The 13,619-nt window shown below is 31.2% G+C and carries 11 protein-coding genes; all 11 read left to right on the forward strand.

Going from position 1 to position 13,619, the window contains the following annotated elements; translation table 11 throughout:
- A complete protein-coding gene (gene tssC, locus CYP28_RS08150) occupies positions 1 to 1,449 on the forward strand; it encodes a type VI secretion system contractile sheath large subunit (protein WP_054195919.1) in 1,449 nt (482 codons plus the stop codon).
- A gap of 7 nt (positions 1,450 to 1,456) precedes the next feature.
- Positions 1,457 to 1,846 carry a hypothetical protein gene (locus CYP28_RS08155; protein ID WP_054195920.1) on the forward strand — a complete coding sequence of 130 codons (390 nt, stop codon included), beginning with the start codon at positions 1,457 to 1,459 and terminating at the stop codon, positions 1,844 to 1,846.
- Entirely contained in the window at positions 1,846 to 3,564 is a 1,719-nt protein-coding gene (tssF, locus tag CYP28_RS08160) for a type VI secretion system baseplate subunit TssF (protein ID WP_103593805.1), read from the forward strand. Before CYP28_RS08155 ends, tssF begins: the two co-directional genes overlap by 1 nt.
- Positions 3,561 to 4,457, forward strand: a complete 897-nt coding sequence (locus CYP28_RS08165) for a type VI secretion system baseplate subunit TssG (RefSeq protein ID WP_103593806.1) — start codon at positions 3,561 to 3,563, stop codon at positions 4,455 to 4,457. Before tssF ends, CYP28_RS08165 begins: the two co-directional genes overlap by 4 nt.
- 78 nt (positions 4,458 to 4,535) lie before the next feature.
- Entirely contained in the window at positions 4,536 to 8,024 is a 3,489-nt protein-coding gene (tssM, locus tag CYP28_RS08170) for a type VI secretion system membrane subunit TssM (RefSeq protein WP_103593807.1), read from the forward strand.
- Between the two features lie 9 nt (positions 8,025 to 8,033).
- The gene (locus tag CYP28_RS08175) at positions 8,034 to 8,954 is read left to right on the forward strand and encodes a hypothetical protein (RefSeq protein ID WP_085658348.1); all 921 of its coding nucleotides are present in this window, start codon (positions 8,034 to 8,036) and stop codon (positions 8,952 to 8,954) included.
- 65 nt (positions 8,955 to 9,019) lie between these two features.
- Positions 9,020 to 9,541, forward strand: a complete 522-nt coding sequence (locus tag CYP28_RS08180; RefSeq protein ID WP_054195925.1) for an Hcp family type VI secretion system effector — start codon at positions 9,020 to 9,022, stop codon at positions 9,539 to 9,541.
- Between the two features lie 182 nt (positions 9,542 to 9,723).
- The gene (locus CYP28_RS08185) at positions 9,724 to 10,215 is read left to right on the forward strand and encodes a hypothetical protein (RefSeq protein ID WP_103593808.1); all 492 of its coding nucleotides are present in this window, start codon (positions 9,724 to 9,726) and stop codon (positions 10,213 to 10,215) included.
- Positions 10,212 to 10,757 (forward strand): hypothetical protein, encoded by a 546-nt coding sequence (locus CYP28_RS08190; protein ID WP_242047072.1) that lies wholly within the window; start codon positions 10,212 to 10,214, stop codon positions 10,755 to 10,757. Before CYP28_RS08185 ends, CYP28_RS08190 begins: the two co-directional genes overlap by 4 nt.
- Positions 10,757 to 11,089 carry a hypothetical protein gene (locus tag CYP28_RS08195; RefSeq protein WP_103593809.1) on the forward strand — a complete coding sequence of 111 codons (333 nt, stop codon included), beginning with the start codon at positions 10,757 to 10,759 and terminating at the stop codon, positions 11,087 to 11,089. Before CYP28_RS08190 ends, CYP28_RS08195 begins: the two co-directional genes overlap by 1 nt.
- A gap of 21 nt (positions 11,090 to 11,110) precedes the next feature.
- Entirely contained in the window at positions 11,111 to 13,615 is a 2,505-nt protein-coding gene (locus CYP28_RS08200; RefSeq protein ID WP_103593810.1) for a type VI secretion system Vgr family protein, read from the forward strand.
- Positions 13,616 to 13,619 lie beyond the last annotated feature (4 nt).

The following is a 13,619-nucleotide window of genomic DNA, read 5'->3' on the forward strand; positions in this document are numbered from 1 at the left end:
ATGTCTGAAACTAAAGTTAAAACTCCTATCATTGAAAGCATAATGCAAAGGAGTAAATATTCAAAAGATGACGAGAGTTATAGTGTTGTAAAGCAAGGAGTTGCTGAGTTTATTTCAAATATAATCACAACAAATAATGCTGAAGATAAAATAAATAAGCTCGCACTTGATGAGATGATAGCTCACATTGATACCCTTTTATCTGCTCAAATGGATGAAATTTTACACAATAAATCTTTTCAAGAGCTAGAATCAACTTGGCGTGGAATTAGGTTTTTGGTTGAGAGAACAAATTTTAATGAAAATGTAAAAATTGATCTTTTGGACGCCACAAAAGAAGAAATTTTAGATGATTTTGAAAATAATCTAGATATAACTCAAAGTACACTTTATAAACAAATTTATTCAGCTGAATATGGACAATTTGGTGGTGAGCCAGTTGGTGCGATAGTGGCTGATTATGAGCTAGATAAATCAAATCAAGATATGACTTTTTTAAATAAAATGTCATCAATTGCTGCAATGAGCCATTCACCGCTTCTTACATCTCTTTCTGCTAAATTTTTCGGACTTGATAATTTTGGTGAGCTTGAAAATATAAAAGATCTAAAAAGCATGCTAGAAGGCCCACAATATACAAGATGGAGAACTTTTAGAGAAAATGAAGATGCAAAATACACAGGATGTATGGTAAATAGATTTCTTACAAGATCTCCTTATGTGCCAGAAGATAACCCTATAAAGAGCTTTAATTATAGAGAAACTGTAAATAATCATGATGATATGCTTTGGGGCAATGGAGCTTATGCGTTTGCTACAAGGCTTACAGATAGTTTTGCTGATTATAGATGGTGCGGCAATATTATTGGGCCAAAAGGTGGCGGTGCCGTAAAAGATCTTCCAACTTATACTTATGAAAATTATGGAAGCGTCCAAACAAAAATTCCAACCGAAGTTTTGATCACAGATAGAAGAGAATTTGAACTTTCAGAAAATGGATTTATCGCTCTTACTTTAAGAAGAGATAGTAATAACGCTGCATTTTTCTCAGCAAACTCTGCGTTAAAGCCTAAAATTTTTCCAAATACGCCAGAAGGTAAAGCTGCTGAGACAAATTTCAGGCTCGGAACTCAACTGCCTTATGTGTTCTTGATCTCTCGTTTGGCTCATTATCTAAAAGTGCTTCAAAGAGAAGAGATAGGTACATGGAAAGAGCGTAGCGATGTTGAGCGCGGCTTAAATGAATGGCTAAGACAATACATCTCAGATCAGGAAAACCCACCAGCAGATGTTAGAAGTAGAAGACCATTTAGAAGTGCAAAAGTAATCGTCAGTGATATAGCCGGCGAGCCTGGTTGGTATAAAATAGAGCTTCTAGCTAGACCTCACTTTAAATTTATGGGAGCAAATTTCGAGCTTTCTTTGGTCGGAAAACTAGACAAAGAGTAAGCTTGCTATGTCGCTGATAGATAAAATTTTGTATGAATTTAGTGATGAATCAAAGCTACGTCCATATTTTAAAGATCTAGACAGCGACATAAAAGATCACATTGATACTATCTTAAACTCTAGACTTGGTAACTACGGCCGATTAAATGATAGTATTATTGATCTTTGGTCGATGGGTGTTGAGATAAACGAGCTTGGTCATAAACTTGGTATGGCAATATATGAATTAATCAGCTCAAATGAGAATAGAATAGAAGTAACATCTATCGGATATGATGACTCACTAAAGCCTTGGCGTATCATCTTTAATATAAACTACAAGCATAAAAACGATAATTTCAAAGAATATTTGCTAAAGGTTATCTTTAAAAACAATAGATATTGTGAGATTTTATAATGGATTATAATGAAAATAATCTAGCTTATTTTCAAAAAGAGATGGCGTATCTTGATGAAACAAGAGCTCTTTTTATTAAAAATTTTCCAAAAGTAGCACCCTTTTTAGATACTAAAAGCAAAGATCCTGATGTCGAGAGTATAATAGAAAATATGGCTATTTTGACATCTAGGATTAGGCAAGAACTAGATGAAAATATCCCACTAATCGCTGAGTCTTTAGTAAATATCTTAATGCCAAGCTATACAAATCCTTTTCCATCAGCTTGTATGCAAGAATTTACCTTAAGAGATGACTTCTCTGGGGTGAGAGAATTTATACCAAAAGGAAGTATAGTCGAGTCAAAGCAGATCAATGGCATAACGTGCAAATTTCAAACGATCTTTGACATAAATTTACTTCCCTTAAAGATAACAAAAGCTTTTATGTCAAACAACAAGAGTGATTATCTTCTAAATTTAAATATAAGCGTTACAAAGGACGAGCTTAGCACAAAAGAACTTGATATAGATTTTTTAAATTTATATCTTGGAAATAATGTTTACTTCTCTTCTACGCTCCTAATGTGGCTAAAAAATTACTTGAAATTTATTACAATAAGTTTTGAAGATAGCGATCAAGAGATAAAGTTAAGCCCTGATAAACTTAGTTTAGATGAGTTTGATGAGCGTTTGATAAAGAGTGATGAGTTTGGATTTGAAGCATTTGAGCTTTTAAAAGAGCTATCATTTTTTCCTTCAAAGTTAAATTTTGTACGATTAAACGGCCTTAGCTTTCTTAAAAATTTTTCTACAAAAAGCTTTAATATTAAATTCATATTTTCAAAAGATATGCCAAGTGGATATGTGCCAAGGCTAGAGTATTTTTCTCTTTTTGCTACACCTGTAATAAATTTATTTGCAATGAGTGCCGAGCCTATTTTGAATAACAATAGACGAAGCGAATATAGAATTTTTCTAGATCGCTCAAATATCGATGCTTATGAAATCGTTTCAATAAATAAGGTGGTCGCCCATAGCAATAATAATGAAAAAAGGATATTAAAAAACTATAAAAGTTTTGAGAGATTTGAATTTTTAAATGATGAGCGAGCAAAAGATTATTATTTTGTCAGCAATAAAACAGATATAAAACTAAACTCTTATAAAGAAATTTCTTTTTTTAAAAGCGACCCTAAAGATCAGACCATCAGCATAGATGCACTTTGTTGCAATGGTGATTTACCTTGCAAGCTAAAACTTGGCGAGATAGATAGAGTTTTGTCCCACCAAGGTGTAACAACTAAAAATTTAACCATTCCAACTAGTGTAAAGCGAGTAAAAATAGATGGAAATCTTCTTTGGAAACTGGTTAGCATATTATCTTTTAGCTATCAAAGTATACTAGAGAAGGGCTCTTTTTTAGCACTTCTTAATACCTTTAGCATACCAGATGATGAGTTTTTTAAAAAATTTGCTAACTCGCTTTATGATATAAAAACGAAGCAAATTTATAGAGTTGACCAAGGCTTTGCAAAAAGAGGGTTGCTCTGCATATTCTATATAGATGAAAGTGAATTTGAGAGTATCGGAAATGTCTATGTTTTAGGTATAAATTTGGCTAAATTTTTATCAAAATTTGCCTCGATCAATTCATTTTGTGAACTTAAAATAAAGTGTATAAAGAGTAAAATTTTGCTTAATTATGACTTTTTAGGTGGAACAAAAAAATTAATATGAACAAAGAACTAAATCAAGCTTCTTTTTTTAAGTTAGTAAAAAACTGCCTAAAGCATCACGACAGAAGAGATATTTTTTTAAAAAATAGCCCAAGTTTTGCTTATCCAATTAATGAGCTTGAAAGCTTAAATAAAGAGGAAGCAGTAAAAATTGTCGTAAATTTTATGGGTCTTTTAGGAAGCGGCTCGCATCTTACAAGCTATATCTTGGAGAAGATTTCAAAGAGTAGCGATAATAATTTCGAGAAATTTTTTGACTTTTTTGACAATTACTTGCTTTGGCTTTTCTTTGATAGCATTAGTCTAAAAAATTATGCAAGATCTTTTGAAAAAGAACTTGATGATAAAATTTCAAAGATTTTATTGGATATATTAAACATAAGTAATAAAAAATTAGCAAAAAAATTCTTACCATTTTCTCCGCTTATTATTAGCCAAAGAAGGCCTAAAAGAGAGATCGAGTTTGCCTTGCAGCGTCATTTTAATTTAAAAAATAAGCTATTTTTGCTAGAAAATCTACCAAATCAAATTTTTATAGCGCCTTCAAATTTAAATTCGCTTGGTATCAAAAATAGGGCTTTGGGTAGAAATTTTATACTTGGTAAAAAGCTTTTTGAGAAACAAACTAAGATAGCAGTTTATATAAATGGCATAGATTATGAAGAAGCTATTGATTTTTTCCCAAAAAGAAGAAAGTTTAAAGAGCTTCAAGATACTCTTATCTTTTTTACGAATAATGAATTTGTTGCCGATTTATACATAAAAATAAACTATTCTCCAAAGATGCAATTAAAGCTTGGGATAGATGAAAGTTATAGTAAAATAGGCCTTGGTGCAAGGCTTAAAAGTAATAAAAATATGTCAAATTTTATAAAATTTAGGCTCTGCTCTTAAATTTTCAGATATAAAATCTAAAATATTTGTTATTATTACATTAAAGAAATATATTTATTTGTAAAAGGATGTGCATCAATGGCATTTATCGATTACCTAAGAAGATTTTTTGTCTTTTTTAGATTTAAACACAGCACCATTTTGGTAGCTTCTATTGCATTAAGTATCTTATTTTGGCTTTATGCTCCACTTATAGCTTTTAATGATGTATATAGCTTTGCTAGCATAAGTTCAAGAGTCACTATATTAATTGCATTTTGGGTAGTTATTTTATTTTTTGTTTTAATCAAACCATTAATGCACTATTTGGCATCTCAAAAAGATGAAAAAAATAATAAGCTAAAAGAGATAAAAAAAGAGTCTATGGATAGCTTTGGTAAGGCAAAAAGAAATTTTATGCTTTCTTTGAAAGATGCCAAAACAACATGGAAAAAAGATATAAATTTTAAAAAATTACCTTTAATAATGATAATGGGTAATGAAGGTGCTGGAAAGAGCGCATTTATAAACTACTCAAATATCGAATTTCCACTATCTGATAGTTTGGATACTTATAAAAAAATACACAAAAGTACAACAAACTTTAATCTTTACATTTCAAAATTTGGCGCACTTTTAGATACTGAGGGCATACATTTTGCACAAGAGAGTTTGTATCAGCCAACAGCTACTGAAGAGCTTCCTGAAGATGATGTGGATAAAAATAGGGATTACTTGCTTAAAAAAAGTATCTGGAGTGAATTTTTACACTTTTTAAAACGAAATGATTTTAACGCTAGATTAAGTGGCGCGGTTTTAATCATAGATACTAAAAAATTCCTCGAAGGCACGCAAGAATATTTTGATGAATTAATTAGATATATGATAAAAAGGGTTAATGACTGTGAGAAACATCTAAATATTAAATTCCCTATTTATATTGTTTTTAGCAAACTTGACTTAATAGATGGTATGGGAGATTATTTTAGGCTTTTCAATGAAGATGTGGCAAATAAAGCTCTAGGAATAAACTTAGATCCAAATTTCTCAAAACAATCACTAGAAACTGAACTAAAAAACCTAAGCGAGTCATTATTTAAACATCTCATGAGTAAGAATTCGATTTCACACCTCTTGGAAGATAAAAAACGCTCATATCTCTTTTTAAAACAACTTGACAATTTTTTTGCTTTAGTGAAAGATTTTGTAACAAAGCTAAGCTCTCAAAATGCACTTAAAAATAGCTCAACCATAAATGGAATTTATTTCGTCAGTGCTTACCAAGAAAATATACCTATAAACTACCTTACAAATACTATTTGCGATAGATATAACATCAAAAAACCACTTTTAAGAGCAGTAAATAACTATAGTAAACAAAGCTATTTTGTAAAATCATTTTTAAAAGAGATAGCTTTTAAAGCCAACTTAAATAAATTTGGTGCTCAAAATAGATTTACAAAATTTGCAAATTTTGTTTTAGTAGCCATACTTTGTGCTGGAGTATATTTGGGCGCTAGTTTTATTCTAGATACCAAAAACATAAAAGAGCAAAATGCTATAAACAATGCAAATAAAATTTCTTCATACCTTGATGGCAAAAAATACAAGGATCTCTCTCCAACACAAAAGATTGAGCTTCTAAATTTACTAAAACAAAGTCTAAATGACTATCCAAGAATCTTCAGCGGTGATACTAAATTTGAGTATATAACACTAGATACTTCGTATAAAGGCTTCACTCCAGTTAAAGCACTTTACTATGATTTGAATGCTGATTTTTTCAAAAATACAGTTTTAACTGAAATGGAAAATATACTAAAAAATGAAAGCGATCCAGATAAGCTAATAAAAGCATTTTATATGTATGATTCGCTCTTTGACAAAGATTACACAAATGTGGATTTATTTAAAATTTGGATTAGCACAAACTGGGATAAATTTGAAAAATATGGCGTTGCAAAAGATGAATTCTTAGCTCATATTGAGGCTATTTTAAAGGCAGAAAATTTAAACATAACTGCGGACACAGTTGCTCAAAGTATAGCAAATACGAGGTTATCACCTGTCCAAAGAGCACAAAGACTCTACTATATACTTGAGTTCATATCATTTAAAGATGATAAATCTTTTTATGATATTAAAAAAGATATTGAAAATTTATACACAGTAGTCCAAGAGAAAGAAGCATTTAAGCCATTTAATAAAATTTATACAAAAGAAAATTTAAGAGATTTCTTATCAAAGCTTAGCTCAAACATAGATCAAACAGCTGGAATAGAATCTTGGCTAATGGAGACAAATTCTTCTTTAAAAGATATTAGCTCAAATGATAAGAAAGAGTTAAGCATTGCTGTAATAGAGCTTTATTTGCAAAACTATGCTGATAAGTGGAGCCAAATTTTAAGAGAAATAGAACCAAATGAATTTACCACAAAAAAAGAGGTCATAGAAGAGCTCGACATCTTGTCAAAAAGAGAAAATCCTTTAAATTCTTTAATAAAATTAACTAATCAAAATACAAATTTAAATGATGAGAATTTACTAAAATATATCTATTCTCTAGGATTTGCTTCAAGTGAGATAAAGCGTGTTTTCAGCGATTTTAGTGCTAAATTTACTAACTATCATGCGTTAAATTCTAATGACTTGCTAGATATTATAAGTAACGATGTAACAAGCGTTTATAAAAAAGTTAGTGACTATAACTTTGAAATGCTTCAAAGCAACGATGATAAAATAGTTTATGCAATAAATGGCATAAAAAACGAAAATGATCCATTTGTTGTCTTAAATAATGATGCTAAGAAGCTTCCAGATGAGTTAAATGAATATTATCAAAAGTTATCGACACTTGCGTGGAAACAAGTAGAAAATGGCGCTTCAGCGCTTTTATCAACAGCATATAGAGATGATGTTTTTGATGATTTTGAAAGTCTTATCAAGCCATTTTATCCATTTAACGAACAATCTCCAAAGGCTGTCAGTATAGAAGAATTTAAAAGATTCTTTGGCAAAAACGGAACTTGGAATAGCTTTTATGATAGATATCTAAAACAAATCTTAAGCAAAACTGCCGATGGTTATAAAATAAGACCAAAATATGCAAAAGAGCTAAGATTTAGCAGAGATTTCCTTAAAAATATTGCCTATATAGACAGAATTTCAAATTTAATGCTTGATTCAAATGATGAGCTAAAATTAAATTATAATTTAAAAGCTGTCGACTTATCGGCAAATTTTAGCCATATAAATATTAGCTATTCTAATAACTCTTTGACTTATGATCATACAATTGCCTCAAATTTGATAGTTTCAAGTAAAAATTTTGATATATCAACACAGTTTAAATTCAATGCAGTTTCAAGTACTGGAAGCGAGAGAAAAGAGCTAAGCTTTGATGGAGAGTGGGGCTGGTATAAGATATTAAAAGCTTCAAATTTTAGTAGCATTGGCGTTAGTACGCTTAATTTTGATGGTAGAAGAGATTCGTATTTTGGCTTTGAAGTAACACCAAATGGAGGAGAGCTTTTAGAGCTTATGGATATCATACCAACGATAAATTTACCAAAGAAGATGCTTTATTAAGGATAAAATATGCAACAAATAGCAGCAGTTATACAAAATTACGATAAAGCGTCAAGCTTTTCAGCTCAATTTATCATTTTTGATGAAAATGGTGGCGATATAGGCTCGTTAGATACTACAAAATTTTCTTGTAATGATATGAGCGATTCAATCGCACCAAAACACGCTCATGTTGGATTTGAAGAGGGGGTTTTCACAATTTGTGGCTATAAAGATTGTGAAATTTTTTATAGTGATTCATATTCAAAGCTTCCGGATGACTATGAGAGTGTCATAAATTTGGGCGACGTCTTTAGGATAGGGGAGTTAAAATTTATATTTATAGACCCTTCTAGGATTGATGAATATATAGGAAAAGCCCATAAGATAATAGAAAATACGAAAAATTTTGACAAACTTGATGATAAACGTTTTGAGCCAGTTGGTAAAATTTCAAATGTTGATTTTAAAGAAGAACCAAAGATAAACTCGTTAATAAATGATAAAAAAGATATCACTTTAAATGAAAATGCGCACGATGCAGTTTTAAATTTAAATGAGATAGCTCAAAATTTTGATGAAGAAGAAAATGCAAATAATCAAAATATGCTAACTGCAAAAAGCATGGATGAGCTTTTGACAAAGATAGTTGAGAGTATAAAATTGCAACCAAATATGAGCCCTATAAGTGAGCAGACTAGGACTTTAAATACAAAAGATATGGAAACAATCATGAAAACTCTTCCTCTTAGTGACTCGACAGAACTAATAAATACTGTTTTGGTTAAGCTTATATGCAAAGAGTTATATAGCCAAATGTATGATATAGTTGAGAATAACTCGTTTTTTAAATATCTTTCAGGAGCCGTACTAAAAAGCACTAAGGAAGATAAGGAAGCTTTTAATTACCTATTACATAAAGCTCTTCAAAGCTATATGTTAAAAAAGTAATGTTTTTAATAAAACAGAAAGTAAATAAAAGATAGAATAATCCAAACTTTTTAATAGGAGTAAATATGTCACAACCAGTGTATATTAAAGTGAAAGGTTCTACACAAGGACTTATTTCAAGTGGTGCTTCAACAGAAGCTAGTATAGGTAATCGCTATCAGTCAGGTCACGAAGATGAGATTATGGCTCAAGAGGTTTCTCATATAGTAACAGTTCCAACTGATCCACAAAGTGGCCAACCATCAGGTCAAAGAGTCCATAAGCCATTTAGTTTTACTACATCACTAAATAAAGCTGTTCCACTTCTTTACAATGCCTTAACACAAGGTGAAAGACTTCCAGAGGTTGAGATCTATTGGTATAGAACATCAACTAGTGGTGGTGCGGAGCATTTCTTTACTACAAAACTAGAAGATGCAACTATAACAGATATTACTCTAGTAAGTCCAAATGCTCAAGATAAGCTAAACAGCGACAAAACAGAGCTTTTCAAAGTTTCAATGAACTATAGAAAGATAGTTTGGGAACACGTAGCTGCAGGTACAAGCGGAAGCGATGACTGGAGAGAAGCTACTAAAAAAGCTTAAAACCAACCTAGGGTTTACCCCTAGGGTTAATAAAATCATCTTCTAGCTAGAAGGACACAGATGAGCCCTTTTTATCTTTATCTTTTAAATTAACATGATATGTGAAATGCGATATGAAACACCTAGTTATAATCATATTTCTCATAACATCTTTATATTCACACGAAGCAAATTGTACGGATATGTTCGCTGCTATATTTGATAAAAATATAAGTGATGAAAATACCATTAAAATCATAGATTACTATATAGATAAGTTTAATTGCGATGCGAATATAACTTTTAAAAGTAATGAACTTAGATATGAGCCAAATTTATTAGAAATCGCCTTTTTAATGAAAAAATTTAAGACTTTTGATAACCTTTTAGATAAGGGCATAAAGCCAAATGATAGATTAGCTTTTTCTATGGGATCAGAATTTTTATTATTTTTTCAAGATAATGGAGTTGGATTTGAGCGTAAAATACCTAGCAAGGAGCTACTAGAATTTATAAAAACTCCAAAATATAAAGAATTTAAAGAAGAGAAATTTAAATTAATTAAAAAGCAACTACAATACGGACAAGACCCTAAAGACTACAAATATTTAAAATACATTTTGAAACTCGTAAATGATGAAAAAGATCTAGATAATTTATTAAAGAATAGAACTCAAAAGGAATTAGCGCAATGAAGCAATTGGCAATAATCATATTTCTCATAACATCTTTATATTCACACGAAGCAAATTGTACGGATATGTTTGGGCTCATTTTTAATAAAAATTTAAGTGACGCTGAAACTACTAAGTATATAAAATACTATATAGATGATCTTGGATGTGATGCTAATGCTAGTATAAATTTACCGAATTTCACAATGAAGGCCAGTTTATTAGAATTTGCATATAGCGCAAATAAGCCTAAAAGTATTGACGAGATTTTAGAAAAAGGTGCAGTACCTAATGTATGGTTGGCTGGTTCAATAGGATTAGACTTTTTGCTTTTTTTCGAAGAAAATGGTGTTAAACTAGAAGGACAGTCCCCAAGTCCTGAGCTATTAGAATTTATTAAAACTCAAAAATATAAAGAATTTAAAGAAGAGAAATTTAAGCTAATTAAAAAACTCTTAGAACATGGACAAGACCCAAGAGGCTATATTCTTTTACAGAAAGTACTAACGCTTATAAATGATGAAAAAGACTTATTGAAATTGTTAAAAAAAGAGAATAAATAATGGATTTATTTAATATAAGCAAGAAGAAACTAGATATAAAAGATAAAATTTCTGAGCCGATAGAAATAGGCGATGAAACTACGGCAAAAAAGGCTAAAAAAGCCATGGATGATTTTAATAGTTTTTATCCTAAACCTCCAATAGTAGGGAAGATTTTTGATACAGTAACAGAAGTAGCCAAAACTGGGGTTGATACTGATGAAGAAAGAAAATTTAGAATTTACAAGGAAATTAAAGATAAAGGAATATTAGAGGAAACAAAATCGGTATACAAAATTACTGATGCTGATATTAGAGAATTTGAAAAAAGATTGCAAGAAGAAGAAAACTAAAAAAGATTGAAAGAGCAACAAATGGACAAAAATTTAACATCACCAACATCATCACTGACTAAGCCTGTCATGCTAGCATCCGGTAACTCAGTGGCAACAGACGGCTTTGTGGACTACGGCGTATCTAACGATACCTTCTCGACTCTTCAGATAGCAAACGAGTCAAACGATAAATTTATCGTTACACGTGCAGATATTTATGAAAATTTGGAAAGTATATTTAGTATAGAGTGCTTTGCTTATATAAATTTGGTGAAAAACCCGCTTTATGAAAATTTAGACACCATCTACAATAACGATAAAAATTACTCAAGCATATATAAATATCTTGATAAAAGTATAAAGCTAAGCATAAAAAGGCCGTCTTCAACAAATAAAAATATCGTTCCAGATGGTAGCTCAAACGATATGCACTTTAGTGGAATAGTAAGCGATGTAGAGTATCTTGGGGTAGATGATGAGACTAGTACAAATATAGATAAAAAATACTTCTTTAAATTCAAGCTAACTTCGCCACTATATAGACTAAGCATAAATAGAGCAAATAGAATTTATACAGACCAGAGCATTTTAGAAGTAGTAAAGGATATTTTGACTTTTAATAAACAAAGGCTAACCAAAGAGCTAGACTTCTCAAATATCAAAAATAACTACAACAAAAGAGAATTTATAGCCCAGTACAATGAAAGCGACCTAGCCTTTATAACAAGACTTTGCCATGATAGTGGTATATATTTTTATGAAGATAATGAAAAAATTTATTTTCATGATACATTTATACTAGCTTATAGCAATCAAAATGAAAATTTTACTTCAAGCGATACAAGCAGTGGCAAGGAAGCTAGAAAAGTAAGCTTTAATGTAAATTTGAATAATAATCTAGCAACCGAACACATAAATAAAATAACAAAGAGCGAGACGCTAAAAGCAAATAGCTTTACGCACTCTTTTCAAAATACAGCTTATCCAAATGTGCTAGAGAGTAAAAATGAAAAGATATTTGACGAGCAGGTAAATATCTATGATAAGCATATAAATTTGGACGAGTATTCATTTAGTGACACTAGCTTGCTTGAAGTTAGCACCTACCTTAAAAAACTAAGAAGCGATATGCTTTTAAAAGAATTTACCGCTAGCTCAAATGTATTTGCACTAAATTTAAATGACAATATCTCGGTAGCCATTGACGCTAGCAAGGGCGAATATGAGTTTAAAATAATAGCTTTAAAGCATACTTATATTGATGAGAGTGTTTTAGAAAATACCTTAAATTTAGGCGACAATGTCCCATTTAAAGATAAAAAATTTATAAGCTCATACACAAACGAGATAAGCATCATTCCAAGTAGTGTGAAATTTGTCCCAAGCTACAAGCAAAAGCCAAAAGCACCAGACATCACGCTAGGTCTTGTAGTCGGTCAAGATGGACTAAATAGCCAAAATAATACGATCCATACTGATAGCTATGGTAGGGTAAAGGTGAGGTTAAATGCTTTTAGTACACAAGAGATAATCGATAAAGACGATGCCATCAACGCAAGCTATCACAAGAGTGCTTATCTAAGGGTGATAACGCCTATTGCTAGCAATAGCTCAGGCTTTTTTGCCATACCAAGGATTGGCGATGAGGTTATTATCTCGTTTTTACAAAATGACATAGACAACCCAGTAGTAAGTGGTAGCCTATATAATGCTTCAAATACGCCACTTGTAAATGTGGATAGCAACTATCACCAAACATCTCTTAGCTCAAAAACAATTGGCACAAATGAGACCGGCATAAACGAGATCACTTTATCAAATTTAAAAAATAAAGAGCAAATTTATGTAAAAGCAGAAAAGGACTATGACGAGCTTGTAAATAATGACTTCTCTCAAACAATACTAAATGATAAAAGCTCACAGGTGCATGGAAGTTATACTGAGCGAGTAAAAAAAGCCCACATCCAGACGATAGATCTGGCAAAAAATGTAAATGTGGGAGCTGAGTATCTAACAACAGTTGGACTTTCAAAAGATACAGTAGTTGGTGTCTCAAATACGCTAAACGTAGCTGTTGATAACAATACAAGAGTAGGTCAAGATAGTCATGAATTTGTAGGACATGATAAATTTGTAGAAGTAAAATCAAATCTTAATACGACCATACATAACGATGAGATGAGAGAGGTAAAGGGCACAAAAGAGCAAAATATAGATGGTGGCTATAAGCTAAATTCACAAAAAGGCATAAATGAATTTAGTAACGAGCATATTGTGCTTCAGGCAAATAGCTACATTGATGTAAATGCTAAGTCAAATTTCACAACAAAAACAGCTGCCCAGCACACTGAGATTGCTGATTCAAAATTTAGCAATATAGAGACGACTTATGAGGTAAACGCCAAAGATAAGATAATCCATCAAGTAGGTAGCACAAAAGTAACGATAGAGGGATCAAGCGTCGTGATAGAAGTAGCTGGCGTAAAGGCGATATTTGATAGTAGAGGGCTAAGAGTTATCGGTGGAGATATAAAGGCTTTATAAGATT

This window comes from Campylobacter concisus, assembly GCF_002914195.1.
Classification (GTDB): Bacteria; Campylobacterota; Campylobacteria; order Campylobacterales; family Campylobacteraceae; genus Campylobacter_A; species Campylobacter_A concisus_M.

Excerpts from the sequence above, each read along its gene's own strand:
- CYP28_RS08175 (WP_085658348.1), top strand. The coding sequence starts at position 8,034 with ATGCAACAAATAGCAGCAGTTATACAAAATTACGATAAAGCGTCAAGC.
- CYP28_RS08190 (WP_242047072.1), top strand. The coding sequence starts at position 10,212 with ATGAAGCAATTGGCAATAATCATATTTCTCATAACATCTTTATATTCA.
- tssM (WP_103593807.1), top strand. The coding sequence starts at position 4,536 with ATGGCATTTATCGATTACCTAAGAAGATTTTTTGTCTTTTTTAGATTT.
- tssC (WP_054195919.1), top strand. The coding sequence starts at position 1 with ATGTCTGAAACTAAAGTTAAAACTCCTATCATTGAAAGCATAATGCAA.
- tssF (WP_103593805.1), top strand. The coding sequence starts at position 1,846 with ATGGATTATAATGAAAATAATCTAGCTTATTTTCAAAAAGAGATGGCG.
- CYP28_RS08165 (WP_103593806.1), top strand. The coding sequence starts at position 3,561 with ATGAACAAAGAACTAAATCAAGCTTCTTTTTTTAAGTTAGTAAAAAAC.
- CYP28_RS08180 (WP_054195925.1), top strand. The coding sequence starts at position 9,020 with ATGTCACAACCAGTGTATATTAAAGTGAAAGGTTCTACACAAGGACTT.
- CYP28_RS08200 (WP_103593810.1), top strand. The coding sequence starts at position 11,111 with ATGGACAAAAATTTAACATCACCAACATCATCACTGACTAAGCCTGTC.
- CYP28_RS08155 (WP_054195920.1), top strand. The coding sequence starts at position 1,457 with ATGTCGCTGATAGATAAAATTTTGTATGAATTTAGTGATGAATCAAAG.
- CYP28_RS08195 (WP_103593809.1), top strand. The coding sequence starts at position 10,757 with ATGGATTTATTTAATATAAGCAAGAAGAAACTAGATATAAAAGATAAA.
- CYP28_RS08185 (WP_103593808.1), top strand. The coding sequence starts at position 9,724 with ATGTTCGCTGCTATATTTGATAAAAATATAAGTGATGAAAATACCATT.